This window comes from Arthrobacter sp. efr-133-R2A-63 (genome assembly GCF_030209795.1).
GTDB classification, from domain to species: Bacteria; Actinomycetota; Actinomycetes; order Actinomycetales; family Micrococcaceae; genus Arthrobacter; species Arthrobacter bambusae_A.
On record NZ_JARVRG010000005.1, the window covers coordinates 120122 to 146663 of the forward strand.

Genomic DNA, 26542 nt, shown 5'->3' on the forward strand with positions numbered 1-26542 from the left:
CCCCCCACGTAGACTGACATAATGCGGCTCGTAGCAAGTGACATTGACGGCACCATCCTTGGACATGACGGCAAGATCAGCAGCCGCACCATACGTGCATTCCATGCCTGCCGTGACGCGGGCATCGAGGTGGTGTTCGTGACCGGGCGTCCGCCGCGCTGGCTCTACCCCCTCCGCGAACAGATCGGCCACAGCGGCATCGTTATTTGCTCCAACGGCGCCGTGGTGTGGGACCTTGAGGCGGAAAAGCTGATTTCGGCCAACGCCTTGAGCATCGAGTCCGTGCTCGAAGCCCGCCGGATCATCAAGCAGCTCCGCCCCGACGCACTGTTCGCGGCCGAAACACTCACCGGATTCCACCTCGAGGCCGGATTCATCGAGAACGAAACGAGCGAGCTCCTCCCCGAGTTCACCCCTGCGTGGCTGGACGAAACGCTGACCGCGGACGACGCCGTCGTGAAGTTCCTTGCCGTGACGCGCAGCGGCACCCCGGATGATTTCCTCGCAGAGGTGCAGCCCGCCGTCGCGCATCTCGTGGAAACCACCCACTCTGCGCCGCGGACTGCCCTCCTGGAAATGTCTGCACCCGGCATCAACAAGGCCGTCACTCTCGCTGCATATGCGTCGTCCAGGGGCATCGACGCCGCGGATGTGGTGGCTTTCGGCGACATGCCCAACGACGTCGAGATGCTGCGCTGGGCGGGCCACGGTTACGCGATGGCCAGCGGCCACCCTGAGGCGATCAGCGCCGCGGGCCAGCAAGCCCCGCATTTCGACGACGACGGCGTGGCCCAGATCCTCGAGGCCAAGCTCGCTTCGCTGCGGGTCTAGTCAGCTCTGGGTTCCCTGGCCGCCGCGCCGGTCGCCGGTCCGGTCCACTAGTTCGGCGCCCGCAGCCCGTGGCTGTGCGCCAAGGCAATGGCTTCTGTTCGTGAACCTACTCCGAGTTTCCTGAAGATATTCCTGACATGGAATTTAACTGTGTTTTCGCTGATGTGCAGTTTGGCGGAGATGGCCCGGTTGCGTTGTCCGGCCGCCAACAGTTGAAGAACTTCCATTTCGCGCTCCGCCAGGCCCCATCCACCGATATCGCCCGCGGGGGCTGATGGAGGGTCCAGTGGCAGGACCACCTGCACGTCCGCTCCCCAGCCGGCCATGACCTCGATGTTCATCCGGCCGTCCAGAGCCGCCACCCGGTTGTTGAGCCGGGCAATGTTGGGCGAATCCGCCGTCAGTTCGCCTAGGCCGTCGTCGCGCACATTAACCAGGAGGTTTACACCATCGCAGTCCCACTGCACCCGCACACGCCTGACCGCGGGCTGCTCCACGATGGCCAGCACCAGACCCCGCACGATCGCCCGGGCGGCGTGGGCCACTTCGCCGGGCAAGGCGCGGCCGTTGATTGGTGGCTCGATGAACTGGATGTCGAGCCCACTGAAGTGCATGAGCGGTCGCAACTCCTCCCGCAGCCGTTCGAAGGCCTTGGCCACCGGCTCTTCCACGAGGTCTGTTGTCCGGTCGCTGAGTGTCCGAAGATTGACCAGTGAGGTGGCTGCCAGGTCGGTGACGGTTTTTCTGGCAGTGGCATCGTCGAGGGAGCTTGATCGCAGCGCGGCCAGAAGTGTCTCCAGGGTGGTGGAGTACCGGTCCACGAGTTCGGCCGTGACGCGGAGCCGCTCGGCTGACGCCGCGCGGGATTCCAAAAGGTACGACGGCGGCGCGTCCGCCACCTTCTCCCGGATGCGCCGGGCCGTGAGCTGCCACAAGTACTCAAGCATCCGCAGCGCCGACTCCCGCTCCAAAGATCCCTCGGGGATTGCAGGCTCGGTAATGGTCAGGAGCGCATTGCTCCCGGACGTCAGCGCAAGAACCGGCCGTTGCTTGCCGGCGATGGTCGCTTCACCTTGCCAGGCCTCGCCGTCCGCGACCCGGGCCCGCAATTGATCCAACTCCGGAATGGAGACGCGGCTGATGATGCCTTCCGCCCCGGCCTTCTTCTGGGGCCGGCCGGTGCAATCCTCGGTGAAGATCACTAGCGCGCTGCTGCCCACGTACGGCAACGACGCTTCACGAAGCCGCTCGGCGATGTTCATCAACGGGGAGTTCGCGAGTGCGGCAACCGCTTCCAGGAGCGTCCACGTACTTGGAGTCATCCCGCCACCCTAGCGCCTCAGCTCCCGCGCCTACTACCCAAACGAGTAGCTATGACTGCCCGAGCTCATCGTTACCCCTATCCGTTTAATCCTGAACGATTGATTGAAACGCAGCATTCACCCGAGCAGGAGGTAACACATGACCACCACCGCAGACGCCGACCTGAGCCTGGACGTCGGCCTGGGCCTGGCCCTTGTGGGAAGCGAGATCGCAGAAACAGCCGCCGAAGTGGACCTTGGGCAGCTCTCCTGCCTGGCCACGGAAGTCCAGGCCGCGGGGAACTCGGCAACCGGCCGGATCTTTGTTGCCGGAGCTGGCCGCAGCGGACTTGTCCTGCGGATGGCTGCGATGCGGCTGATGCACCTCGGATTCGACGTGCACATCGCGGGAGATACCACCACACCGGCCATCCGCTCGGACGATCTCCTGCTCCTTGCCTCGGGCTCAGGGACGACCTCCGGCGTCGTGCGCGCCGCCGAAACGGCCTCCAAAGCCGGCGCCAGGATCGCCGTCTACACGACGAACGCGAGGTCACCGCTCGCGGAACTGGCCGACGTCGTCGTCATCATTCCGGCGGCGCAGAAGACGGACCACGGTTCCACGCTGTCGCGCCAGTACTCCGGCAGCCTGTTCGAGCAGGTGCTCTTCCTCGCTGCCGAAGCAGTCTTCCAGTCGCTGTGGGACAACGACGCGACCCCGGCCGAGGAACTCTGGCTCCGCCACGCGAACCTCGAATAGCCCTTGATTTCCGCCGCACCAACACCACCCAACCAACAACGAAAGTGATTCTCTCCATGAAGCTGCAAGTCGCCATCGACGTCCTCACCACCGAAGCCGCCCTCGAAATCGCGGGCAAAGTGGCCGAATATGTTGACATCATCGAACTCGGCACCCCGCTCGTGAAAAGCGAAGGTCTTTCGGCCGTGACCGCCATCAAGGAAGCCCACCCGGACAAGATCGTGTTCGCCGACCTCAAGACCATGGATGCCGGCGAACTCGAAGCAGACATCGCCTTCAAGGCCGGCGCAGACCTGGTTTCCGTACTTGGGGGTGCCGATGACTCCACCATCGCCGGTGCGGTCAAGGCGGCAAAAGCCCACAACAAGGGCATCGTGGTGGACCTGATCGGCGTTGCGGACAAAGTGTCCCGCGCCAAGGAAGCCCGGGCACTCGGTGCCAAGTTCATCGAGTTCCACGCCGGCCTCGACGAGCAGGCAAAGCCGGGCTACAACCTGGATGTCCTGCTGAGCGCGGGCGAGGAAGCTCGCGTGCCGTTCTCAGTGGCCGGCGGCGTGAACCTGTCCACGATCGGAGCCGTACAGCGCGCCGGAGCGGATGTCGCCGTCGTCGGCGGTTCCATCTACGGTGCGGACGACCCCGCGCTGGCCGCGAAGCAACTCCGCGCCGCCATCATCTAGGGTCCACTTTCCGGCCGGGCGCTCCCAACTAACTCGCACTTAATGTCGTTTTCAGGCCTCTAAACGACAACAAGTGCCAGTCAGTTGGGAACGCTCACCCATTTACACAGATTCAGTCCAACTGCCGTTCAACTATCCCCCGTAGGCTCATGCCGTATTCGATGCCGATCACAGGGGACATGATGGCCAAGAGAAAGACGACGGGGTGGCCCGAGGCCCCGGTTCGCCGTGCCGTGCCGGCTGAACATTGGAAGCAGTTGCGCCGCGGGGACCGCGTGAGCGTCAAGCTCGCACCGGGGTTTGAGAACCCCGGCCAGGTGGACGCCGTGTCGAGCGACCACAGCGTGGTCTGGGTAAACCTCGACGGCGGCCGCGGCCGCACGCTGGTTCACTGCGGCGACGGCGTGGAGATCGTCCCGCAGGAATCCTGACGGCGTCGCGGGCGGCACGGCCGGGTTACGCTACCCGTGTGAGCCTGAACCTGCCTTTCTTCAGTCGCCCGGACGGACAATCCGCTCCGCTTGCCTTCGCGCACCGCGGATTTTCCCCCGACGGACTGGAGAACTCCGCCGCGGCATTCAAGGCCGCGCTTGAGCTCGGCTTCACGCATCTCGAAACCGATGCCCGCACCACTGCCGACGGCGTGGTGCTCCTTTTCCACGACGACACCCTCGACCGGGTCACAGATGCCCACGGCCCCATCTCCAGCCTCAGGGCTGCCGACATCGCGAAAGCCCGCATCGGCGGCCGCGAAGCAATTCCCCTCTTGGCGGAGGTCCTGACGGAATTCCCCGAGGCGCGGCTGAACGTCGACGTCAAGGACTGGCATACCGTCAAGGCACTCGCCGGAGTCATTGACCAACTCGACGCCCACGACCGCGTGCTGATCGCGAGCTTCTCCGACCGACGTCGTCGCGCGGTCCTCCGCTTGCTCGGGCGCCGCACGGCGTCTTCGGCGGGGATCGTCTGCAATGCAGCCTTCACGCTTCTGGGACCGCTTCTTCCAGGCCGCTGGCTCCGGAAGATCCTGCACGACGTCGAGGCCCTCCAGGTGCCGGTCCGCTACGGACCGCTGACGGTAGTGACGCCCGGTTTCCTGCGGCGCGCGCACCGGCTGGGGCTCCAGGTCCACGTCTGGACGGTCAACGATTCCGCCGAAATGGCCAGGCTGTTGGACATGGGCGTGGACGGCCTGGTCACCGACCGCGCGGACCGTCTGAAGTCGGTGCTGCTTGGCCGGGGCCAGTGGTGGTGAGCGCCCGAAGCCGCCCCTCGAGGAAGTCCCGCTCGGCGTCGTTGTCGGTGCGCTCCTGCGCGGCGCGGTAGGCGGCGACAGCTTCGTCGTCGCGACCCAAGCGCCGGAGCAGATCCGCGCGCACGGCATGGAACAGGTAGTAATTGCCCAGTTCCAGAAGGTCGACGGCGGCAAGCCCCTTGGCGGGGCCTTCCACCTCCGCGAGGGCAACGGCCCTGTTCAAAGCAACCACCGGCGTCGGTTCCATCGCAAGGAGTTGCCCGTACAGCGCCAGGATCTGGCCCCAATCGGTGTCCGCGGGCTGTGCGGCATCGCTGTGAACCGCGTTGATGGCTGCCTGCAATTGGTACGGTCCGGGCTGGTTCCTCTTCAGACATTGCCGCACCAGGGATTGTCCCTCCGCAATGTGGTCCGCGTCCCAGAGGCTGCGGTCCTGGTCCGCGAGGAGCACCAGGCCGCCGTCGTAAGCTGTCCGGGCGGCGCGGCGGGCATCGAGGAGGAGCATGAGTGCGAGGAGCCCTTTGGCTTCCGGTTCATCAGGCATGAGGTCCACGATGAGCCTGCCCAGGCGCAAGGCCTCGCGGCAGAGCTCTTCGCGCACCAGCCCCGTGCCCGAGCTCACCGCGTAGCCCTCGTTGAAGACCAAGTAGACCACGGCCAGCACGGATTTCAAGCGCTCAGGAAGCTCGGCCCCGCTCGGTACCCGGTAAGGGATATGGGCATCGCGGATCTTGCCTTTCGCCCGTACGAGTCGCTGGGCCATGGTTGGCTCGGGGACGAGGAAAGCGTGGGCGATTTCGGCGGTGCGGAGCCCGCCCAGGAGCTTGAGGGTCAGGGCCACCTGCGCGGCGCGGTTGAGGGCCGGATGGCAGCAGGTAAATATCAGCCTCAGCCGGTCGTCTTCCACTGTGTCCACCTCTTCGGGTTCATCCACGTGTATATCACCGTGCAGGATCGCGGCCTGGGCGAGCTTCTCCCGGCCGGAGGCCTCGCGGCGGAGCCGGTCGATCGCTCGGTTGCGTGCGGTGGTGATGATCCAGCCCGCCGGGCTTGGCGGCAGCCCGGTATCCGGCCAGCGGGTGACGGCCTCGGTGAATGCGTCCTGGACCGCGTCTTCGGCGGCATCGATGCTGCCCAAAACGCGAACCAGGACGGCCACGGAGCGTCCATACTCTTCGCGGAATATTTGTCCGATCTCCGAAATATGGACCATGGGAAGCTATTCCCGGTAGCCCGCGAAGGGCCGGACCTCGATAGGCAGCGTGGTGGCTTGCGCCGCTTTGCGTCCCCAGCCAAGTGCCACGTCCAGGTCCGGGGCTTCGATCACCCACAGGCCGCCCACGTGTTCCTTGGCCTCGGCGAAGGGGCCGTCCGTCGTGAGTATTTCGCCGTCGTTCACGCGCACCACTGTGGAGGTGCTGGCGGGGTGCAGGCCACCCGTGAAAACCCAGGCGCCGGCGTCGCGCATTTCCTGGTTCAGGACGTCAAGATCGGCCATGATTCTGTTGAGGACTTCGGGTTCCGGAGCGGGGCCGTCGGGCTGGTAGATGCTGAGCAGGTAGCGTGACATGACTGTTCCTCCTTGGGATGTGGCGCCGGCACCTTGCCCGCGTCTCACCCCCTATACGAACGACACAGGCTGTTTTCGACATCTCCGCACACGGATCTGCGAAAAGCTTAGCCCCGCTGGCAGGATGGGGGCATGCGCATCCTGATTGCCCCGGACAATTTCAAAGGTTCCCTCACTGCCGCCGAAGCAGCCTCTGCGATGGCCGAAGGGGCATTGCGCGTCTATCCCGATGCCGTGGTGACACAGTTTCCCATCGCGGACGGTGGCGAAGGAACACTGGAGGCAGCCGTGGCGGCAGGCTACGAAGAGCGGATCAACGCCGTCGTCGGCCCCATTCTCAAGCCGGTAGGCGCCGCGTGGGCCATCCGGAAGAATGCCTTCGGCGGAGCCACCGCGGTGATCGAAACCGCGCAAGCATCCGGACTGGCACACATGGAGCCGACGCCGGCCAACGCCCTGCGCGCCCACAGCTACGGTTGCGGTCAGCTCATCGCGGCGGCCCTCGACGCCGGGGCCACCGAGATTGTGCTCGGCGTGGGTGGTTCCGCCATGTCCGACGGCGGCAGCGGCGCCCTGCGCGCGCTGGGACTGAAGCCCCTGGATGCAGCGGGGAATGTGGTTCCGCTCGGCGGTGGCTCGCTCGCTGACGTCGTCTCCCTCGACGTCTCCGGGCTGGATCCGCGCCTGACGGCGGTGAGGTTCCGGATCGCCGTCGACGTCCAGAACCCGCTCTTCGGCAGCGACGGCGCTGCGCATGTTTTCGGCCCTCAGAAGGGCGCGGACGAAGACGCGGTGGAACTGCTCGACGCCGGCCTCCGCAATTGGGCGTCCCTGCTGCGGGAAACAGGGGGACAGGACGTGAATGTTCCCGGCGCCGGAGCGGCAGGCGGATTCCCGGCGTCGTTCCTGGCCTTCACCCAGGCGACCCTGGAAGGCGGGTTCGCCCTCGTGGCCGGCCTCACGGGGCTTCCCGAACAGCTCGGCGGCGCGGACCTGGTGATCACCGGCGAGGGATCGATGGATTCTCAATCCTTGACCGGCAAAGCCCCCATCGCATTGGCAGATTCAGCCCACGGCCAGGGCATTCCGGTGATTGTGGTAGCCGGCAGGATCTTGGTGACTCCCGAAGAGCTGGCGGGCCACGGCGTGGTTGCCGCGGCGCAGCTGCTCGACGTCGCGCAGCGTCGCGATGGCGTGCCGGACGTCGCCGACGCCGTGGCCAACGCAGCCAAGTACCTCGCGTGGGTCACGAGCCAGGTACTGGAAGGCGCCTAACTCGCATCCAGCTGGGGACATGCCCCCTGCTGGATGCGAGGAATGGACATAGTGCGAATATGCCCATTCCTGGATGCCAAGAGGGGGCATGCTCAGCGGGGCTGCTCGGCGTTACCGGGCAGATAATTAAGGAACAAAGCGTGGCTCTGACTGCTGCCATGCACCTACGATGCGACGACCCCTCGGGCCGCCGGCACCGCCTGCCGGGCTGGCAGCCGGCCAGCACGGCACCATCGAATCGAGGAGCACACCATGTCCACCTTGAAAGAGCGGCTGCACGCAGACGTCGTCAGCCATATGAAGGACGGCAATCGCATTGCCCTGAACGCCACACGCAACGTCCTCAGCGAGATTGACACCCGTGAGAAAGCCGGCCAGGCGCCGATCCACCTGGACGACGCCCAGATCACCGCCATGTTGCAGAAGGAGGCTTCCCAGTATCACGAGGTGGCCCGGCTGTACGAGGAGGCCGGAGAGGCCGAGCGGGCAGCCACGGAGATCGCGGATGCCGAGGTCATCGAGGCCTATCTGCCGGAACCCCTATCCGTCGAAGAAGTCGAGTCCATCGTTGACGAGGTCATCGCCTCGCTCAAGGCCGACGGCGTGGAGCTGTCCCTGACGCACATGGGCTACGTGATGAGGCCGGTCACCGAAAAGGTCGCCGGCCGCTTCGACGGCAGGGCGGTCAGCGAGATTGTTCGCACGCGCCTCTCATAGCCGGCAACGCAATCTGTACAGATCGTGTCCCCTAAAGCGCGCTTGGGGGACGCGACCTGTGCACAACCCGAGAGGTTAGTGCTCCATCTCCGGCTCGGCAACCGTCCCGCGCCAACGGGCCAGGCCCTTCATGCCGTGGTAGACCGCCAAGGCAGCGGCCGAGCCCAGGGCGATGCCCGTGAACTTCAGTTCGCCGATGGTCCACGTGTAGTCCGCGATCCCGATAATCAGTGCGACGGCGGCCGTGGTCAGGTTGATGGGGTTGGAGAAGTTGACCTTGTTCTGCACCCAGATTTTCACGCCGAGGACGCCGATCATCCCGTAGAGCATGGTCGCCGCTCCGCCCAGCACGCCGGCAGGAACGGTGGCAATGAGTTCGCCGAACCTGGGCGAGAAACTCAGGAGGATGGCGAAGGCGCCGGCAACCCAGTAGGCCGCCGTCGAGTAGACCTTCGTGGCCGCCATGACGCCGATGTTTTCGGCGTAGGTGGTGGTGCCGGAGCCGCCGCCGAATCCGGCGAGGACCGTCGCGACGCCGTCGGCCATCAACGCGCGGCCTGAGACGTCGTCGAGGTTCCGTCCGGTCATCGCGGCCACGGACTTCACGTGCCCCACGTTTTCGGCCACCAGCACCAGGACAACCGGCACGAACAAGCCCACGACGCCGAGGTGGAACTCCGGAGTCTGGAAGTGCGGCAGCCCGATCCACGACGCCGCGTCCATCTTGGAGTAGTCCACTTCGCCGCGCGTGATGGCGGTGAGGTAGCCCACCACCACGCCCACCAGGATGCTCAGGCGGCCCAGAATGCCGCGGAACAGGACGCTCACCAGGATGATTGTCACCAGTGTCACGAGGGCAGTGACCGGGGCCTTGTCGAAGTTCGCCTTCGCGGCGGGCGCCAAGTTCAGGCCGATCAGGGCGACGATTGCGCCAGTAACGATAGACGGCATGGTCCGGTTGATCCACTCAGCGCCGAACTTCTGGACCACCGCGCCGACAAGAGCCAGTACGACGCCGGCGAGCACCACTCCGCCGAGCGCGCCGGGAACGCCGAACTGCTGCTGCGACGCCAGGATGGGGGCGATGAAAGCGAAGCTCGAACCAAGGTAGCTCGGTACGCGGCCCTTGGTGATGACCAGGAACAACAGTGTGCCGATGCCGGAAAACAGTAGCGTGGTGGCCGGCGGCATGCCCGTGATGATAGGCACCAGGAAGGTGGCCCCGAACATCGCGACGACGTGCTGCATGCCGACGCCGATGGTCAGCGGCCACGCAAGCCGTTCCTCGGGTGCCACCACGTGGCCCGGCCGGATCGACTTGCCGTCGCCGTGCAGCTTCCATTTGGTTCCGAGCATGCTCATCTACGGGAGCCTTCCCTGAAAGTTGTGATTGTCCGGGTGCAACCTTACCGCCCGGACGGCCTGCCGATTCCGCTGTGTGGAACGTCACGTGGCTTCTGGGGAAGAGGCGGGGGGAAGTTGAAGTTGCAACGATGGAAAGCATAAGCGCCCGGCCGTCGATGGCTGCGGGCACAGCGAAAGGTACGCGCATGACGATCGCCCACGAAGAAGCAGTGATTGACGCCGCAGCAGTCGACGCCATCTTTGCCGAAGCCCGCACTGCAAACTCCTTTGCAGGCGAGGTTTCCGAGGAGCAAGCACAGGCCATCTACGAACTGACCAAGTTCGGCCCGACGGCGTTCAACTCCCAGCCGCTGCGCGTCACCTACGTCCGTTCGGACGAGGCCCGTGCCAAGCTCGTCGAGACCCTCTCTCCGGGCAACAAGGCCAAGACCGCCTCTGCTCCGCTGGTCGCCGTGCTCTCCTACGACACTGCTTGGCACGAACAGTGGGAAAAGTTCCTCCCGGTCTACTCCGCCCCAAAGGCCATGTACGACGCCAACCCCGAGTTCACCGCCACCACGGGTAACAACAACGCCCACCTGCAGGCGGGCTACTTCATCCTCGCTGTCCGCTCCCTCGGTTTCGCCGCCGGCCCCATGACCGGTGCCGATTTCGCTGCGATCGACGCCGAGTTCTTCCCTGCCGGTGACCAGAAGAGCTTCCTCGTGGTGAACATCGGCCAGCCGGGTCCGGACGCCTTCGGCGAAGCCAAGCCGAAGTTCGCCTACGAGGACGTCGTCCGCACCGTCTAACCCCCGCTCACTTTTGACGTCCTTTTCGCCGACGCTCGCTCACTCTGGTGAGCGAGCGTTCGCGCTTAAGGCGGTATATGTGAGCGGGCGTCGGTGTTTAAGGCGGCATATGTGAGCGGGCGTTTTCCTCGACCGACGCTCGCTCACCTTTGGCGCCTTTTCCGCCCACGCCCGCTCACGTCTGTAATTGGGAGGGTGGGAGCGGTGGCAAAATTTCCCTATGCGGAACATGATTCTGGTGGCGTTCGTCGAAGCCGTGGCTGACGGCATGGTCTTCCCGCGCAGTGACTGGCCGCTGCACATCACCCTCTTGAGGTTCGACGTCGAGCCCTCCGAGGATAACGACGTCGCTGCCCACCTCAGCGAGCTTGTCACCGCTCCCGCGATGGGCGCCCTAGGGGCGGAACTCACCGTGGGACCCGATGCCCGATTCGGTCACCAAGGCTCCATTCCGGTCAGCCTCGTGGAGCACCATCCTGTTTTGCAGGGCCTCCACGAGGAATTGTTCGACGCCGTGGCAAGCGTCGGAGGGCGCGCAGCCACCCCGCGCTACGTCATGGAGAACTACCGCCCGCATATTTCGCATCACGACGGAAAACGTCCCCAGCCGGGCGACGCCGTCGTGCTCGACCAGATCGCGCTGGTGGACATGGCGCCGGAAGGCAACCACACCATTCGCCGAATCCTCAAGCTGTGGCGCCTCCCGGCGGGCCAGACTAGCGAGGGCTAGGAAATCACGCCGTCCACAAGGGCCTTGGCTTCTTCCTGGACCTGCTTGAGGTGGTCGGCACCCTTGAAGGACTCGGCGTAGATCTTGTAGACGTCCTCGGTGCCCGACGGCCGGGCCGCGAACCAGGCGTTCTCCGTGACAACCTTGAGGCCGCCGATCGGGGCGCCGTTGCCGGGAGCCTCGGTCAGCTTGGCAGTGATGTCCTCGCCCGCCAGCGTGGTGGCTGTGACATCCGCGGCGGAGAGCTTGCCGAGCTTGGCCTTCTGCTCACGCGTGGCGGCGGCGTCGATCCGGGCATAGACGGGTGCGCCGAACTGGTCCGTGAGGCCTTTGTACAGCTGCGACGGTGACTTGCCGGTGACTGCCGTGATCTCCGATGCCAGGAGCGCCAACAGGATGCCGTCCTTGTCGGTGGTCCAGACGCTTCCGTCACGCTTGTTGAAGGAGGCGCCCGCGGACTCTTCGCCACCGAAGGCACCCTCGCCGGAAAGCAGGCCGGGAACGAACCACTTGAAGCCCACGGGAACTTCCACGAGCTTGCGGCCCAGTCCAGCAGCCACGCGGTCAATGATGGAGGAGGAGACCAGGGTCTTGCCGACCACTGACTCCGGGTTCCAGCCGGTGCGGTTGCGGTACAGGTAGTCGATCGCGACGGCGAGATAGTGGTTCGGGTTCATCAAGCCGCCGTCCGGCGTCACGATGCCGTGGCGGTCGGCGTCGGCGTCGTTCCCGGTCGCGACGTCGAAGGCGCCCGTACCGGCCGACGCACTGTCCGACATGCGCTTGATGAGCGAGGCCATGGCCGACGGGGAGGAGCAGTCCATGCGGATCTTCTCGTCCCAGTCGAGGGTCATGAATGCCCACTGCGGGTCCACGGTGGGGTTGACCACCGTCAGGTCGAGCTGGTGACGCTCCCCGATTTCACCCCAGTAGTCCACGGAGGCGCCGCCCATGGGATCCGCGCCGATGCGGACGCCCGCGGTGCGGATCGCATCGAGGTCCAGGACGGACGGGAGATCGTCCACGTAGCTGCTCAGGAAATCGAACTTGCCCGTGCCGTCGGCCTTGAGCGCGTCGTTCAACGGAATCCGCTTGACGCCGCGCAACCCGTTTTCCAGGAGCTCGTTGGCGCGGTTGGCGATCCAGCCGGTGGCATCCGTGTCGGCGGGGCCGCCGTGCGGGGGGTTGTACTTGAATCCGCCGTCGGCCGGAGGGTTGTGGCTCGGAGTGACGACGATGCCGTCGGCCTGGGGTTGCCCGGGCCCTGCTTCGTTGTTGTACTTCAGGATCGCATGGCTCAAGGCCGGCGTGGGCGTGTAGCCGTGGCGGGCGTCGATCAGTACGTTGACGCCGTTGGCGGCGAGCACTTCGAGGGCGGAATTCTGCGCTGGTTCACTGAGCCCGTGAGTGTCCTTGGCCAGGAAGAGAGGGCCGGTGATGCCCTGCCCGGCGCGGTATTCCACAATCGCCTGGGTGATGGCGAGGATATGCCCTTCATTGAAGGAGGCCTTGAGGCTCGACCCCCGATGCCCGGAGGTGCCGAAGGCGACGCGTTGCGCGGGATCACTCAGATCCGGCGTCACGTCGTAGTACGCGTCAAGAAGAGCGGTGATGTCTACAAGGTCCTGGGGAAGGGCAACAGTGCCCGCACGGCTAGCCATTGACCCAGCATGCCAGACCGTCCGGTGAGCTTGAAGAGAAAACCCACTATTGCGGTGCCTGTGACTTCGTATTTCCGCTTGGCCAAGGAAGATTCACCGCGCGTTCACCGGAGTGCGGCATGGGGCTGGGCAGCTCGGACCCCCCAAGCTTATGTGCGCCTGCGCTCGGCGGTAGGCTGGGCACAAAGACTCGCAAGGGGGATATTCCATGACTGACCAGCCAGCCAAACCCGAGAACGCTCCCGAGGGCGACGAACCGCCCAAGGGCGACGAACCGCCCAAGGGCTACGAACCGCCGTCCTACATTCCACCCGCATCCCAACCCGGCGAAAACCCGTACGCCGAGCAGCCGTTTGCCTCGCCGGCGGCTTCCGGCCCCTACGGCCAGCCGCAGCAACCGCGGCCGCACCAGTCCCAGGAACCGTACGGTCAGGCGCAGGGCGGCCCGGCCCAATACGGCCAGCCCGCCTACGGACACCAGCCCGCCAGCCCCTACGGACAGCCTGCCTCGCCCTATGCACAGGCACCGCAGGGCCAGTCACCGTATGGGCAGCCGGCCAGCCCCTACGGCCAGCCCGCTTACTATGGCATGGCCGCCGAGCCCAAGGGCCTGAGTATAGCGAGCATGTGCTGCGGGATCGCTGTCTTCGTGGGCTTTGGCTTCTTTGTCCTGCCGCAGATTGCCGCCGTGATTCTTGGCCACATGGCCCTCAAGAAGGAACCAGCCGGCAAAGGCATGGCTATCGCGGGCCTTGTGATGGGGTATCTGGGAATTGTCGGCGCGATCATTTTCTGGGTCTTTATCGCGATTTTTGCCGCCACGGCCTCTCGCTACAACTACAACTACTAGCAACGACGACGGCGGCCGGTGCGCTTGGCGGGAAACCCACCGAACGCACCGGCCGCCGTCGCGGTCTAGTTCGATTACATGACTGTTAAGTGACTAGCGGACGCCGCCCATCAATTTCTTGATGGCAGGCGCGCCGGCAGCCAAGGCCACCGCGATGACCACGGCTGTGCCGCCGACGCCCAGGAAGTACGGCAGTTCGTTGTCAGGGTTGTACAGCCCGGCGAGGATGCCGGCCAGCGCGGTGCCGAGAGACACCGAGAGGAAGAACAAGGCCACCATCTGGGTGTGGAAGGCCTTGGGAGCCAGCTTGGTGCTCACGGACAGGCCGATGGGGGACAGGAACAGTTCCGCCAAAGTGAAAAGGAACAGGATTCCCACGAGCGCAAGCAGCGGGGTCTTCCCGGCGCCGGACAACGGGATGAAGGCCAGGAATGCCAGGCCCATGACGAAGAGTCCGGCAGCGAACTTGATGGGGGATCCCGGCTGCTTCGGACCGAGTTTTGTCCAGAGGGCAGCCATGACGCCCGCAAAGACGATGATGAATACAGGGTTGATGGACTGTACCCAGGCTGCCGGCATTTCCCAGCCGAAGAGGTTGCGGTCCAGTTTCTCCTCCGAGTAGACAGCAATGAATGTGAACTGCTGCTGGAAGAGGGCCCAGAAGGCTGCCGATGCGATGTAGAGCGGGATGAACGCGACAACACGCTTGCGCTCGAACGACGTGACCTTCTTGCTTCGGAAGATCAGCGTGAAATAGATCACCGAGGCGATGATGGCGGCGTAGGCCATGCTCTTGGCCAGGTTGCCGGGGTTCACCACGCCGGTCATCAACAGCACGGCGATCACGATGGCGATGCCGAAGAAGATGAGCCCGTAACGGCTCCGCTGTGCGGAGGGGAGGGGGTTCGGGACGCGGTGGGCTTCTTCCGGGAGCTTGTTTCGGCCGAGCGCGTAGATGACCAGGCCGATCGCCATGCCGACTGCGGCTGCGCCGAAGCCCCAGTGGAAGCCGCTGCTTTCCTGCAGCCAGCCGGTAACGAGCGGTCCAATGAGGGCGCCGGCGTTGATACCCATGTAGAAGATGGAGAAGCCGGCGTCACGGCGTTCGTCCTTCTCGCCGTAAAGGGTGCCCACCAGCGCTGTTGCGTTGGCTTTGAGGCCACCGGATCCGATGCCGACCAGCACCAGACCTGCCACCAGGCCCGGGATGCCGGGGAGGAGGGCAAGCGCGATGTGGCCGGACATGATCATGATGGCGGAACCGAAAAGTACCCGTTCGGAGCCGAAAAGCCGGTCCGCCAACCAGGCGCCCAGGATCGTGGAGAGGTATACGCCTCCGCCGTACGCGCCAACCAGTCCGGCGGCGAGCGATTTGTCGATCGAGAGTCCGCCATGGTCCGCGGTGAAGTACATGTAGTAAAGCAGGATGCCCTGCATGCCGTAGAAAGAGAAACGCTCCCACATTTCTACGGAGAAGAGGCTGGCCAGCATCTTTGGGTGGCCGAAAAATGACGTATCGCCCGCGTTTTTGGCGGGCGTCCGCGTGTCAAGAGTTGTGCTCATCTGATCCATGGTGACATTGACTGAGCGCATTGTCACATTTTTTAGATGCCTCAGGCAACTATCCGCCGGCGATAGGTGCCGGTTTTTGCTGCAGTTCAAGCTGCCTTGCGAGCCGCAGGAGCAATAGCTCGGAGCCCGGTTTCCCGATGAGCTGGATCGCCATCGGAAGTCCCGTTCCAGGGGTTGGACCGGTCCAATGAACGGGCACCGTGACCGCCGGCAGACCGCACACGTTCACCATGGAGGACCACGGCGCAAACTCGCATTGCTTGCGGTAGTCGTCGTCTGCGTCGCCCGGCCAGTCGGGAGCCGGCCATTGCTCGCCTCCGGGGGTGGAGCCGGTGAACCAGCCGACGGGCCGTGGAGTCTGTGCCAGTGACGGTGTCAGAACGATGTCCCATTGTGCATACTGGACCACCGTGTCGTGGGTGAACTGCCGGAGGAAACCGAGGGCTTCGTTGACCTTGGCGGCGCTACGTTGCTGTGCCCGACGCCGGAAGGTCCGGGTCAGCGGGGTCAGCAGGGCTTCGCGATGCGGCAGGATACGGGCGCTCCCGACGCCGGCAGTCCAGGCGGTGGTGAATGCTTCCGGGTAACGGTTGTCGTAGCGGATCCCGGCGTCGAGCACTGAATGGCCCGCTCCGGTCAGTAGATCGACGCCCTTGGCGAGGGCATCCAGGGCCTCCTGCTCCGGGGCAAAGGGAAATGCGGTGGACCACGGGCTGTCCAGGCTCGTGCCGATGCGCAAGGGGGCCGGCACCTCCTCGAGCCCAGCAAGGTAGCCCCCTTCCGGCCGGATTCCGTCTGGCACCAAGGCATCCATCATCAGCGCGGCATCGGGGGCTGAACGAGCCAGCGGTCCGGCTACCACCAAGCGCGCCGCGTCCCCCACGCTTTCGCCGGCCGGCACCAGGCCCCGGCCCGGCTTCAACCCCACCAGTCCGCATGCCGCAGCGGGAATACGTATGGACCCGCCCCCGTCGCTCCCGGGCGCAAAGGGAACCAAACCCGCCGCAACCGCGGCGGCGCTGCCCCCCGACGAGCCCCCTGAGCTGCGGCTCAATGCGTGCGGGTTGCGCGACGGCGGTGCGATGCGGTTCTCGCTGTAGGCCGTGAGTCCGAATTCCGGAACCTGGGTCTTGCCCAGTGAGATGGCGCCGGCGCCTTTGAGTGCCGCGGCAAGGGCGCCGTCTTCGGGGGCAGGCTTGCGGTCCAGGGCTCCACTGCCGTGGGTGGTGACGACTCCCGCAACATCGGCAAGGTCTTTGAAGGCCAGCGGCACACCGTGAAGAAGGGGGAGCCCGGGGCCCCCGCGGCGCTGGTGAACATACGCTTCGTCGGCGGCCCGGGCGTCGAGCATGGCCTGGTCCGCGGTCACCGTGACGAACGCGCCCAGCGTATGGTTCTGCTGTTCGATCCTCGCAAGGAAGTGTTCCACAACCTCAGTGGCCGAGAGCTGACCGGTGGCCAGCGCCTGGCGCAGCTGGACCGCGCCGAGTTCGTGGATGTCAGCCAAGGAAGCGGGACTCCAGTCGCTCCTCAACGGCAACGGCCTCACCGTCGGGCGCTTCGCCGGGTGCCGCGGTGACGCGATAGGCGGCCTTGCCCCTGACTTCGGCAACCACGTCCACGAGTTTCGTGCCCCTGTAAACGAGCCCGACGCCGTCGTCGGTGCAGTGTGTTTCCCCCAGCACGCCGTCCGCCACCAGCTGGTGGACCAGCGGGCGGCGGCCCGGTTCGGAGTCATAGTGGACACCGTTGGCATAGGGGAGGAAGCCAAGTCCGTTGGTCACGGCGCGCAATTCAGGGCCGTAGGAGTCGGTTGTGCCGCCCTGGAACCAACAAATCGAGCCCGCTGACACTCCGGCCAGCACCACGCCCTGTTCCCAGACGCGCCTCAGAATTCCGTCCAGCCCGTGGGCACGCCACACGGCCAGAAGATTGACCACGGAACCACCATTGACCCACACGACGTCCTGCTCCAGGAGGTACGACTCGGGATCGCCGTAATTGGGCATGGTGAAGAGGTTCAGGTGGGTGAAATCGAAGCCCGAAACCCGGGCGGCCTGGTCCAGTTCCGCGGCGAACCAGCGCTGGTCTCCGGACGCCGTGCCAAGATGCGCCACCCGCGGCGCGCGTCCGCTCACCCCGGAAAGTTCGACGGCGTGGTGAACCAGGAGGTCGAACTCCATCCTGGTGCGATGACCGGACTTATAGCCGCCGGAGGTTGCCAGGATGGTGGGCTCGCCAGCAGCCATGGTGCCGTCTCCTTGCTTCGAGCGTTCCCGGGTCGCCGCAACGGCGAACATTTAGCGACAACACTAGTGCCGTGATGACGCAGTGAGGAAGTACCGTAACCTGCCGCGCCCCACGAGTCTCGGCGATGATGGCGACGGGCTCCGGTATTAGTGTTGATTTGGAGATCTGAATCAACTGGAAGGAACTCACGTGAGCGATTTCGAGACCGTGCCCGTCGGCGATGTTCCGGCTGGCGCGAAAATCCTGGATGTCCGGGAGGATTACGAATGGGTGGCGGGCCACGCCGAGGGCGCGCTTCACATCCCGCTTGACCAGATCCCGGGGCGCCTTGACGAACTTGATCCGGACGATGACCTCTATGTCATCTGCCGGACGGGCGGACGGTCCTTCCGGGCGGTTCAGTGGCTGGTGGGGCAGGGCTACACCGCCACCAACATCGCGGGAGGCATGGACATGTGGTTTGAGACCGGCCGCCCGATGGTTTCGGAAAACGGCCTCAAGCCTGTCGTCCTGTAGCCACAACGCATAACACTTAAGGAATATATACATGTCGGCATCCGCGCTCACCTACACCTTCCTCGGTCCGGAAGGTACCTTCACCGAGGCTGCGCTCCTGCAAGTCCCCGGCGCGGCCGACGCCAACAGGGTGCCTTGCACCAATGTGAACACGGCATTGGTGAGGGTTCGCCAGGGTGCAGCGGACGCAGCCATGGTGCCGATCGAGAACTCGGTGGAAGGTGGCGTGACCGCCACCCTGGATGCCATTGCCACCGGGACCGAGCTGAGGATCATCCGTGAGGCCCTCGTTCCCATCACGTTCGTGCTGGTTGCCCGCCCCGGAGTGAAGATCTCCGATATTCGCCGGATCTCCACGCATGGCCATGCCTGGGCCCAGTGCCGGCTGTGGGTCGACGAAAATATCCCGAATGCGGAATACGTGCCGGGATCCTCCACCGCGGCAGCCGCCGTCGGGCTCCTCGAAGGCGATGCGCACTATGACGCCGCCATCTGCGCCCCCCTCGTTGCGGCCGAACGCCCGGGCCTGAACATCCTTGCGGAGAACATCGGTGACAACCCTGGCGCGGTGACCCGTTTCGTCCTGGTCAGCCGTCCTGGTGCATTGACTGAACGCACGGGCGCGGACAAGACCACCGTCGTCGTGCCCTTGCCCGAAGACCGCCCCGGCGCCCTGATGGAAATCCTTGACCAGTTTGCCACCCGCGGGGTCAACCTCAGCCGCATCGAGTCCCGGCCCACCGGCCAGTACCTGGGCCATTACTTCTTCAGCATCGACGCCGACGGCCACGCCTCGGATGCCCGGGTGGCCGACGCCCTGGCAGGTCTGCACCGGATCAGCCCGGCCACGCGCTTCCTGGGGTCCTATGCGCGGGCGGACGAGCAGAAAGCCTTGGTGGCTCCGCATACCTCCGACGCCGCGTTCGCCTCCGCACATGCCTGGGTTCGTCGCATTCTGAGTGGCGAACCGGGCGCCTGAGCGGCCTGAATCCGCCCCCGCAAAGCGTTGGATAATTGACTCTTCAACCCCTATCGCGTGGATAAAACTGTGCGTATGCTTGCTTGATCCACAATTGATGGACGCATGCCCCTAACGGAGGGAGCGGGCCATGTCGGGAAATAGCAATGACACCAGCGGCCAGGGAATGATCGTCAACCCCAAGCCCAAGGCGGACAACCAGGACTGGGACGGCGACGACGCCGACCGGGCCGATCGGCTGCGCTTTGAAGAAGAACAGGCCATGATTCGCGAGCAATCGGAAGCGCGCGCGGCTGCCAAAGCCTTGGCAGAACACAAAGCAACGGAAGCGGCGAAGAACGCCAAGTAGCGTGTCGCCCTATTGCGCGGGCATCGGTTATTGCACGCGCACGAGGAGGGAACGCGGCTCCACCTTGACGGTGACTTGCGTGGCCTCGCCCGAGGGATCGCCGTCAAGTTGTGTGGCCATCGGTTCGTTGCTGCTGATGACCACTTTGCCGGAACGGTAGTAATTCATGACCGGCAGGTTCCGGTTGTGCTTGAACAAGATCTTGGCATACACCGCGATCCAGCCGATGGCGCTGCGGGGGCTCATGACCACAACGTCCAGGACCCCGTCGTCGATCATGGCACCGGGGATGAAGTCGATGCCCCCCGGGATCAGGCCGCAGTTGGCGAACAAGACGCTTCGGATTTTCCGTGACTGCTCGGGCTCGTCGTCCATGGCAATGGTGACCCTTTTGCGCCGTCCGGGCAGGTGGCGGACGCCCGCCTCGGTGTAGGCCAGCCAACCGACTGCTTTTTTGAGGCCGTCGTTGGTGTCGCCCACAACCTCGGCATCCAGCCCCATGCCGGCGATCACCAGGAACGCATGCTCGGAAGAGGCGCCTGTCCGCTCGTTGTGGATCGCCATCCGGGCGGTGTCGATGTAGCGCTGGTGGCCGAAGAGCGCGGTGTGGACGTTGCCGCGCAGATCGTTGACATCCAGATTCACGTTGCGTGCCAGCAGGTTTCCGGTGCCCAGGGGGATCAAGCCCATCGCCACGTTGGTGTGCGCGAGGGCCTCAGCCACCACGCGCACGGTACCGTCGCCGCCGCCGACAAGTACGACGTCGGGCCTGTACGCCAGAGCCGCCTTGGCTTGCGAATGGCCGGGGTCGTCCGCGGTGGTGTCGAAGAAGCGGGGTTCGTCCCAGCCCGCAAGATGGCAGGCGTCCCGGATGATCCTCCGCGCATCCTCGGCTTTCGTCTTCACCGGGTTGAGGATCACGGCAACCCTTTGCAAACCGGCTTCGGGCTTGTGCACGGCTTCGTGCACGGCGCTGCGCGCATGCCTGGCCTTGAGCCGGCGCACGCCCCACCAACTGGAGACGGCAAAGACCACGCCCCCAGCCAGAATCACGTACAGGATCCAGTTGCTCATGGTGCTTCAACCCTATCCCGCGGAAGGTGCGGCGGCGCGCGGCGGCAGGGGGTGCCTTCCGCCGTCGGACGCTGGCGGCGGAGCTGCGCGCTGATTCGATACTCTAGTCTGGTGATCGACGTAAAAGACCTCAGCGAAAACCCGGACAAGTTCCGTGCCAGCCAGCGCGCCCGCGGCGCCGACGAGTCCGTGGTGGACGCGATCATTTCCGCCGATGCAGACCGCCGCGCGGCACTGATCCGCTACGAAAACCTCCGTGCGGAGCAGAACGTCTTCGGCAAGAAGGTGGCACAGGCCAAGGGCGAGGAAAAGCAAGCGCTGCTCGCCGAGGTGAAGGAACTGGCCAACTCGGTCAAGGCTGCCTCTGCCGAAGCCGACGCCGCCCAGGCCAAGCAGGAAGAGCTGCTCCGCGTCATCCCCAACCTGATTGAGGACGGCGTGCCCGAGGGTGGCGAGGACGACTTCGTGGTGGTCAAGACGGTCGGCACCCCGCGCGAATTTACGGACTTCGAACCCAAGGACCACCTTGAGATCGGCGAACTCATCGGCGCGATTGACATGGAACGCGGCGCCAAGGTCTCCGGTTCGCGCTTCTACTTCCTCCGCGGCGTCGGTGCCCGGCTGGAGATGGCACTGTTGCAGATGGCCATGGACCAGGCCATCGAGGCCGGCTTCGTACCGATGATCACCCCCACGTTGGTGCGTCCGGAGATCATGCAGGGCACCGGTTTCGATGTAAAGCACGACGCCGAGATCTACCGTCTCGCCGAAGACGACCTTTACCTTGTAGGAACCTCGGAGGTGGCCCTCGCCGGCTACCACTCGGACGAAATCCTGGACCTTTCGGCAGGCCCCATCCGCTACGCCGGGCAGAGTTCCTGCTACCGCCGCGAAGCCGGTTCGCATGGCAAGGACACCCGCGGCATCATCCGCGTCCACCAGTTCAACAAAGTGGAGATGTTCATCTACACCACGGTTGAAGAAGCCGCTGCCGAGCATGAGCGCCTCCTGGCCTGGGAAGAGGAAATGCTTGCGAAGGTGGAACTCCCGTACCGTGTGATCGACACCGCCGCGGGCGATCTCGGCATGTCCGCGGCCCGGAAGTTCGACTGCGAAGCCTGGGTCCCCACCCAGAACGCGTACCGCGAGCTCACCTCGACGTCCAACTGCACCACCTTCCAGGCCCGTCGCCTCAACATCCGTGAGCGTGCGGTCAACGAGGACGGCGTTGCGAAGGGCACCCGCGCCGTCGCCACGCTGAACGGTACCCTGGCCACCACCCGCTGGATCGTGGCCATCCTGGAGCACCACCAGAACCCGGATGGCTCCGTGAACGTCCCCAAGGCACTCCAGAAGTACATCGGAGGGCTCGAGGTGCTCCCCGTCCTGTAGCCTCCTGCATTCCGTGGCCCCCGGAATGCCGGCTCGGACCGGTCCTCCACAGCCTGGGTTGTCCACATAGGGATAAAGGACGGCTGACGCCGCGCGACGATCCATGGAGAGTAATTCCATGGACATCCCTCCGCAGATCATTGTCTCGGCCGAGCGGCTTGCTCTCACAGGCTCCACGGCCGTGATTCACCGTCCATTCAGGGCAGGCCGCCTCGTCCGGCTGAGGCGCGGGTATTACGTGAAAACCTCCACCTGGGTGGAAGCGACGCCTGCCCAGAGGTTCGAGTGGTCCGCGGCGGCGGTGGGCCTGGCATTCGAGCAGTCCGTGTTTTGCGGTGAGTCCGCAGCTGTCGTGCTCGGCGTCCCGACGCTGCGCCCCCCGGAGTTCGTCGATCTGGCCACTTCCTCGGAGCGGACCACCGGACGGCGGCCGGCAACGTTTGTGGTTCACGGAAAGAGCGTGCTCGCCGAAAAGGCGCGGAACACAGGCAACCATCCCATGCGTTACGTCCTTCGACGCGACGCTGAGGCAGTGGTTTCCGGCCGGTTTTCCTGCACCAGTCCGGTGCAGACGGCCGTGGACGTCATGTGTACCTCGTCCTTCAGCAGGGCGCTGGTTGTAGCTGACGGAATCGCACGCATGCTGGCGGAGCAGGGTTCGCTCGGGCAGGATGCCTGCTTGATCGAGCACCCTGAGATCGCCTTGGCACTGGACGGGATCGTAGCTGATGCCACCAAGCACCGGGCAGTCCGCATCGCGAGCTTGGCAAACGCGAACGCCGATTCAGTGGGGGAGTCGTACAGCAGGGCCGTCATCGAGCTGCTTGGCTTTGAGCAGCCGCTCCCGCATCACACCGACGATTCCGATCAGTTCGTTGCACGGGCCGCGTTCTGGTGGCCGGAGCACTTGATCGCGGGCGAATTCGAGGGCGGGCAACAAGAGAAGCCGGGTGAGGAGAGCATCCGTGCATCGGGGATCACCGTAGTCAGGTGGAATTGGGCCGATTTGGAGGAGCCGGGCCTTCTTCGGCACAAGCTCCTGCGTGCCGGACTGCGGCCGCGCGCCAGGGCCTCAAGTTAACATTCACACTGTGGACTACCTGGGAGTATTCACCGCGTGTTAATCCCCTGCTGTGGCCTTCGTCCTAGCTGGTGTCGGTGGGGTCTGCTTCACTGGAGGCATGACTATTTTGACTGATACCTCAGTCGCTGGCATCGATGACCAGCGGAATTCGAATCATAAATTCATGGTCGCGTTGGACGTCGACGGAACCCTCGTCGACCACGATGGCCACATGACACCGGGTGTTCGCGAGGCCGCAAGGGCTGTGGTCGCCCACGGACACGATGTCCTGATCGCCACCGGACGCTCGTTGAATGCCACCCTGCCCATCATTGAGCAGATCGGACTGGAACGCGGCTATGCCGTGTGCTGCAACGGCGGCGTCACGTTGCGCCTCGATCCCCAGCTGGACGCAGGTTACGAGGTCATTCACAAGGCAACCTTCGATCCCGCTCCGGCGTTGATGGCACTTCGCGAGCAGCTTCCGTCCGCAAAGTACGCGCTCGAGGATGAGGACGGAAACTTCCTCTCCACCGAGCGATTCCAGGACGCCAGCTTCGGCGTTGAGGCAATCGGCGTGGATTTCCAGACGATGCTGGACGCCACCGCGGTGCGTGTAGTGGTCTTCAGCAGCGAGAACACGGCCGAAGAATTTTCCACAGCCATTCGCAAGATCGGGCTCTCCGGGGTCACCTACTCAGTGGGTTGGACGGCTTGGTTGGATATCGCGGCCGCCGGGGTCACCAAGGCCAGTGCTTTGGAGCATCTGCGCCAGCGGCTCGGCACTCACCCCCGCCACACGGTGGCAGTGGGGGACGGCCGCAATGACATCGAGATGCTCAGCTGGGCCGGGCGCGGTGTCGCCATGGGCCAGGCACCCGAGGAAGTCATCGCCGTCGCGGATGAGGTCACCGCGTCGGTCTACGACGACGGCGCGGCCCTCATCCTGCGTCGCCTGTTGTAGCCGGGGTCCCGGCGCAGCGGTAACAGGCCGAAGCGCAGCGGGGCTGGCCGGCGGATGCCCGCCGCAGCTCACACGGCGTCGGAGACCACGGTAATGATTCGCCGCAGGCTCATCGCGACCGAAGCGGTGGCGTTCACGGACGCTTGGTCGGCCGCGGCCTCCGTGAGGGTGCCACTCAGTGCGGCCACACTGTCCCGGGCGGCTTCGAGGGAGCTCTTGAAGTCTTCGGCGTCTCCATGCCTCCATTGCCGAATCGCCACCGCAACGTCCACCAGGGCCTCCGCCAAATGCGGCGGGACACCCTCCGGAATGACCGTCCCCGCGTCTTCTTCCCAGATGACGCTTGCCAGGACATCCGTGATGTCCTGGACGTGGAAAGTCAGCCGTTCCATCGCGCGCAAACCGGCCAGGTCGCCGGGCAGGCGCCTGGCCCGACGGCGGGACCGTGGGTTCGCCTTGGCGCTCAACTTCGCCGCCTGGACGGCAGTCCGCACGTCGGTCGCCGTACGTGCGAGCTCGCCGCTGCGGCTCGCCCATTCTTCATGGTCCGGTGGCCAGGATTCCGTCATGGCGCTGGCCATGTCCCTGAGTTGCTTGGACAGCGCCCGTTGGTGTCCGTCGATGGCCGGATCAATGCCTTCAAGATGCAGGGGAGGGAAGACCAGCCAGTTCACCGCGAATCCGACTGCCACTCCCATGCCCATTTGCAGGACGTACGCGAATGAAAAGCCCTGCGTATTCGAATATCCCAGAACCAGCACGAACAACGCCGCCATGGGGACCCATTCGGAGGCGCTCCCGAGCCTTGGTAGACCGCCGATGACCACGCCCAGGCCGACGACGACGGCAACCGCCAGTGCGTTCGGGGTGGTGAAGGTGGTCACGGCGAAGGCCATCGCTATGCCCAGCCCGAGTCCAAGCAGGCTTTGCAGCCCATGCTTGGCGGACGCCGCAACGGTGGGGTGCATGCTGACCAGGACACCCAGGGGCGCGTAGTACGGATACGCAGCGGCAGGCCCGGGCATCAGCGGCGCGAGGTACCAAGCCAGTCCGGCGGCGACGGCCGTTTTGGCGGCAAACAGGAGGCGGTGGCCTGTGACAGCTTGCCTGAGAGCGGGAAGAAGCCGCCCAAGCTTTTCCCTGGAGATCATGGACTCAAGGTAGGCCGGGAGGAATGGGTGTGTCGAGTACAAGATGGCTGAAGGCGTGGCGACGCAATCAGTAAACCTCGAGGATCATTTGCAGCAAGCGGGCTGCGGCCGGCCTGGCGGCGTGCTCTTCCACCCATTGGGCCCGGGCAAGTGCCTTGCTCACGGCTTGGGTGCTGATGCCCAATTCCTGGGCCACGGCCTTCTGTTGTCCACGCACGCCGGGCGTCAGCAGGTCCAGGACGCGCCACTCAGCAACGCTTCGATGCTGCACGATGTGCCCCAAGAGCCGCAGCACAGCCTCCGATTCGGCAGCAAGTGCGGCGACGGGCCCCTCGACGGCCACGGGGACACGTTCCTTGCCATTCCGCAAGCGGTCCACGGCGCGGCGTGCGTAGACCAGTCCATGCCCGGAGGCGTCTTTGATTTGGTTGGGCAGGGGTTCGTTGACCGGTCCGACGCCGATTCCCACGTACCACTGTCCGCTCCGCAAGGCGATGAGCGCCGAATCCACGGCCTGGTGCGGAAATTCCACGATGCCTTGGACTTCGTCCTCCACCGAACGGTCAAAGTCCAAGCACGCGGGGATGTGGCGCAGGTCTTTGAGCAGCTGCGGTACGAGGTCTCCGTTGCCGCGGCTGTCGCGTTGGTTGATGGTCAGCGTGAACATGGTGGATCAAACACTACCGGCAGGTAGCTGACTTTCAAGCGGTTAATTCGGAGCCAACTGCTCGTTACGGCCGCGGGTGCCCGGCGATTGCGGGCCGATTCGTTCCGCGTCGGTGACCCACCGATTAAAGTACGACGGCGGCGGGTGCGGTTCCCAGGGAACCGCACCCGCCGCCGTCGTGCAGGTCGAATTGCTTTAGTGCGCGCTCGGAACGAAACGCTTGATGGAAGCTTCCAGCTCGGCTTCGGCGGCTGCGCGGTCGGCCCAGCCTTCAGCCTTGACCCACTTGCCCGGCTCAAGGTCCTTGTAACGGGTGAAGAAGTGCTCGATTTCCTTGATCAGGAATTCGCTGACATCCGTGATCTCCTGGATGTGGTCGAAGCGCGGATCGGCAGGAACACACAGGACCTTGGCGTCTCCGCCGCCGTCGTCGGTCATGTTGAACACGCCGATGGGGCGGGACTCGACGATGACACCGGGGTATAGGTCGAAGTCCTGCAGGAGCACCAGTGCGTCCAGCGGGTCGCCGTCCTCACCCAGGGTGTTCTCGAAGAACCCGTAGTGGGTGGGGTACTGCATGGAGGTGAACAGGACGCGGTCCAGGCGGACGCGACCGGTCTCGTGGTCAACTTCGTACTTGACGCGCGACCCCTTGGGGATCTCGATCGTGACGTCGTGCTTCATGGAATGCTCCTTGGCGGTATTGGCATGGGCGCGGCAACAGAGCAGCCGACGCCGCCGACTACTATTGAGGATATAGCGAGAGGCCCAAGTTTCTT

At 64.8% G+C, this 26542-nt stretch carries 28 protein-coding genes; 16 read left to right on the forward strand and 12 right to left on the reverse strand.

Annotated elements, in window-relative coordinates:
• Positions 1-21 precede the first annotated feature (21 nt).
• Positions 22-831, forward strand: a complete 810-nt coding sequence (locus tag QRN45_RS02960; RefSeq protein ID WP_284762393.1) for an HAD family hydrolase — start codon at positions 22-24, stop codon at positions 829-831.
• A gap of 47 nt (positions 832-878) precedes the next feature.
• Here QRN45_RS02960 and QRN45_RS02965 read toward each other — a convergent pair whose 3' ends face one another.
• Entirely contained in the window at positions 879-2153 is a 1275-nt protein-coding gene (locus QRN45_RS02965; protein WP_284762394.1) for a helix-turn-helix transcriptional regulator, read from the reverse strand.
• A 139-nt stretch (positions 2154-2292) separates the two neighbouring features.
• Here QRN45_RS02965 and hxlB point away from each other — a divergent pair, with 139 nt between their 5' ends.
• The 4 genes from hxlB to QRN45_RS02985 all read left to right on the forward strand — a co-directional run bounded on the left by hxlB (position 2293) and on the right by QRN45_RS02985 (position 4827).
• Positions 2293-2892 (forward strand): 6-phospho-3-hexuloisomerase, encoded by a 600-nt coding sequence (gene hxlB, locus QRN45_RS02970; RefSeq protein ID WP_284762395.1) that lies wholly within the window; start codon positions 2293-2295, stop codon positions 2890-2892.
• 56 nt (positions 2893-2948) lie between these two features.
• A complete protein-coding gene (gene hxlA / locus QRN45_RS02975) occupies positions 2949-3572 on the forward strand; it encodes a 3-hexulose-6-phosphate synthase (protein ID WP_078107016.1) in 624 nt (207 codons plus the stop codon).
• Positions 3573-3754: 182 nt separating this feature from the next.
• Complete coding sequence (locus tag QRN45_RS02980; RefSeq protein ID WP_078107057.1) at positions 3755-4003, forward strand: hypothetical protein; 249 nt, start codon at positions 3755-3757, stop codon at positions 4001-4003.
• A 44-nt stretch (positions 4004-4047) separates the two neighbouring features.
• Positions 4048-4827 (forward strand): glycerophosphodiester phosphodiesterase family protein, encoded by a 780-nt coding sequence (locus tag QRN45_RS02985; protein ID WP_241707712.1) that lies wholly within the window; start codon positions 4048-4050, stop codon positions 4825-4827.
• On the opposite strand, the gene QRN45_RS02990 is transcribed toward QRN45_RS02985, so the two are convergent.
• Both QRN45_RS02990 and QRN45_RS02995 read right to left on the reverse strand, forming a co-directional pair.
• Positions 4769-6040, reverse strand: a complete 1272-nt coding sequence (locus QRN45_RS02990) for an RNA polymerase sigma factor (protein WP_284762396.1) — start codon at positions 6038-6040, stop codon at positions 4769-4771. The genes QRN45_RS02985 and QRN45_RS02990 overlap by 59 nt on opposite strands.
• A 6-nt stretch (positions 6041-6046) precedes the next feature.
• Positions 6047-6397, reverse strand: coding sequence for a YciI family protein (locus tag QRN45_RS02995; RefSeq protein ID WP_264637146.1), 351 nt, complete (start codon positions 6395-6397; stop codon positions 6047-6049).
• A 132-nt stretch (positions 6398-6529) separates the two neighbouring features.
• Here QRN45_RS02995 and QRN45_RS03000 point away from each other — a divergent pair, with 132 nt between their 5' ends.
• Together QRN45_RS03000 and QRN45_RS03005 are read left to right on the forward strand one after the other, a co-directional pair.
• Positions 6530-7672, forward strand: a complete 1143-nt coding sequence (locus QRN45_RS03000) for a glycerate kinase (RefSeq protein ID WP_284762397.1) — start codon at positions 6530-6532, stop codon at positions 7670-7672.
• A 252-nt stretch (positions 7673-7924) separates the two neighbouring features.
• Complete coding sequence (locus QRN45_RS03005) at positions 7925-8389, forward strand: GatB/YqeY domain-containing protein (protein ID WP_284762398.1); 465 nt, start codon at positions 7925-7927, stop codon at positions 8387-8389.
• Positions 8390-8464: 75 nt separating this feature from the next.
• Here the strand turns inward: QRN45_RS03005 and QRN45_RS03010 are convergent, their stop codons facing one another.
• Complete coding sequence (locus tag QRN45_RS03010) at positions 8465-9751, reverse strand: uracil-xanthine permease family protein (RefSeq protein ID WP_284762399.1); 1287 nt, start codon at positions 9749-9751, stop codon at positions 8465-8467.
• 188 nt (positions 9752-9939) lie between these two features.
• Here QRN45_RS03010 and QRN45_RS03015 point away from each other — a divergent pair, with 188 nt between their 5' ends.
• Positions 9940-10545 (forward strand): malonic semialdehyde reductase, encoded by a 606-nt coding sequence (locus QRN45_RS03015; protein WP_284762400.1) that lies wholly within the window; start codon positions 9940-9942, stop codon positions 10543-10545.
• 220 nt (positions 10546-10765) lie between these two features.
• Positions 10766-11275, forward strand: a complete 510-nt coding sequence (locus QRN45_RS03020) for a 2'-5' RNA ligase family protein (protein WP_284762401.1) — start codon at positions 10766-10768, stop codon at positions 11273-11275.
• Here QRN45_RS03020 and pgm read toward each other — a convergent pair.
• Entirely contained in the window at positions 11272-12936 is a 1665-nt protein-coding gene (pgm, locus tag QRN45_RS03025; RefSeq protein ID WP_284762402.1) for a phosphoglucomutase (alpha-D-glucose-1,6-bisphosphate-dependent), read from the reverse strand. The two genes, QRN45_RS03020 and pgm, sit on opposite strands and share 4 nt — an antisense overlap.
• 208 nt (positions 12937-13144) lie before the next feature.
• Here pgm and QRN45_RS03030 point away from each other — a divergent pair, with 208 nt between their 5' ends.
• Positions 13145-13786 carry a DUF4190 domain-containing protein gene (locus QRN45_RS03030; RefSeq protein WP_284762403.1) on the forward strand — a complete coding sequence of 214 codons (642 nt, stop codon included), beginning with the start codon at positions 13145-13147 and terminating at the stop codon, positions 13784-13786.
• A gap of 93 nt (positions 13787-13879) precedes the next feature.
• Here QRN45_RS03030 and QRN45_RS03035 read toward each other — a convergent pair whose 3' ends face one another.
• Genes QRN45_RS03035 through QRN45_RS03045 form a run of 3 tightly spaced genes read right to left on the reverse strand, consistent with a single transcriptional unit; the run spans position 13880 to position 17607 of the window.
• Positions 13880-15358, reverse strand: coding sequence for a peptide MFS transporter (locus tag QRN45_RS03035; protein WP_502870691.1), 1479 nt, complete (start codon positions 15356-15358; stop codon positions 13880-13882).
• A gap of 49 nt (positions 15359-15407) precedes the next feature.
• Entirely contained in the window at positions 15408-16865 is a 1458-nt protein-coding gene (locus tag QRN45_RS03040) for an amidase (RefSeq protein ID WP_284762405.1), read from the reverse strand.
• Positions 16858-17607: a Type 1 glutamine amidotransferase-like domain-containing protein gene (locus QRN45_RS03045; protein ID WP_284762406.1), complete on the reverse strand. Its 750-nt coding sequence runs from the start codon at positions 17605-17607 to the stop codon at positions 16858-16860. Before QRN45_RS03045 ends, QRN45_RS03040 begins: the two co-directional genes overlap by 8 nt.
• 190 nt (positions 17608-17797) lie before the next feature.
• Here QRN45_RS03045 and QRN45_RS03050 point away from each other — a divergent pair, with 190 nt between their 5' ends.
• The 3 genes from QRN45_RS03050 (at position 17798) to QRN45_RS03060 (ending at position 19452) form a co-directional block, all read left to right on the forward strand.
• Complete coding sequence (locus QRN45_RS03050) at positions 17798-18124, forward strand: rhodanese-like domain-containing protein (protein WP_078107004.1); 327 nt, start codon at positions 17798-17800, stop codon at positions 18122-18124.
• A gap of 31 nt (positions 18125-18155) precedes the next feature.
• Positions 18156-19103 carry a prephenate dehydratase gene (gene pheA / locus QRN45_RS03055; RefSeq protein ID WP_284762407.1) on the forward strand — a complete coding sequence of 316 codons (948 nt, stop codon included), beginning with the start codon at positions 18156-18158 and terminating at the stop codon, positions 19101-19103.
• A 130-nt stretch (positions 19104-19233) separates the two neighbouring features.
• A complete protein-coding gene (locus tag QRN45_RS03060) occupies positions 19234-19452 on the forward strand; it encodes a hypothetical protein (protein WP_078107002.1) in 219 nt (72 codons plus the stop codon).
• A gap of 27 nt (positions 19453-19479) precedes the next feature.
• Here QRN45_RS03060 and QRN45_RS03065 read toward each other — a convergent pair whose 3' ends face one another.
• Complete coding sequence (locus tag QRN45_RS03065) at positions 19480-20526, reverse strand: diacylglycerol/lipid kinase family protein (protein ID WP_241707684.1); 1047 nt, start codon at positions 20524-20526, stop codon at positions 19480-19482.
• Positions 20527-20637: 111 nt separating this feature from the next.
• On the opposite strand from QRN45_RS03065, the gene serS reads away from it, so the two are divergent.
• The 3 genes from serS (at position 20638) to QRN45_RS03080 (ending at position 23945) form a co-directional block, all read left to right on the forward strand.
• Positions 20638-21918: a serine--tRNA ligase gene (gene serS / locus QRN45_RS03070; protein WP_241707685.1), complete on the forward strand. Its 1281-nt coding sequence runs from the start codon at positions 20638-20640 to the stop codon at positions 21916-21918.
• Positions 21919-22036: 118 nt separating this feature from the next.
• A complete protein-coding gene (locus tag QRN45_RS03075) occupies positions 22037-22999 on the forward strand; it encodes a hypothetical protein (protein WP_284762408.1) in 963 nt (320 codons plus the stop codon).
• A 100-nt stretch (positions 23000-23099) separates the two neighbouring features.
• Positions 23100-23945 carry an HAD family hydrolase gene (locus QRN45_RS03080; RefSeq protein ID WP_284762409.1) on the forward strand — a complete coding sequence of 282 codons (846 nt, stop codon included), beginning with the start codon at positions 23100-23102 and terminating at the stop codon, positions 23943-23945.
• Positions 23946-24013: 68 nt separating this feature from the next.
• On the opposite strand, the gene QRN45_RS03085 is transcribed toward QRN45_RS03080, so the two are convergent.
• The 3 genes from QRN45_RS03085 to QRN45_RS03095 all read right to left on the reverse strand — a co-directional run bounded on the left by QRN45_RS03085 (position 24014) and on the right by QRN45_RS03095 (position 26447).
• A complete protein-coding gene (locus QRN45_RS03085; protein ID WP_078106997.1) occupies positions 24014-25096 on the reverse strand; it encodes an aromatic acid exporter family protein in 1083 nt (360 codons plus the stop codon).
• Positions 25097-25163: 67 nt separating this feature from the next.
• On the reverse strand, positions 25164-25763 hold the full coding sequence (locus QRN45_RS03090) for a hypothetical protein (RefSeq protein WP_241707688.1): 600 nt from the start codon (positions 25761-25763) through the stop codon (positions 25164-25166).
• A 195-nt stretch (positions 25764-25958) separates the two neighbouring features.
• Positions 25959-26447 carry an inorganic diphosphatase gene (locus tag QRN45_RS03095; protein WP_078106994.1) on the reverse strand — a complete coding sequence of 163 codons (489 nt, stop codon included), beginning with the start codon at positions 26445-26447 and terminating at the stop codon, positions 25959-25961.
• Between the last annotated feature and the right edge of the window lie 95 nt (positions 26448-26542).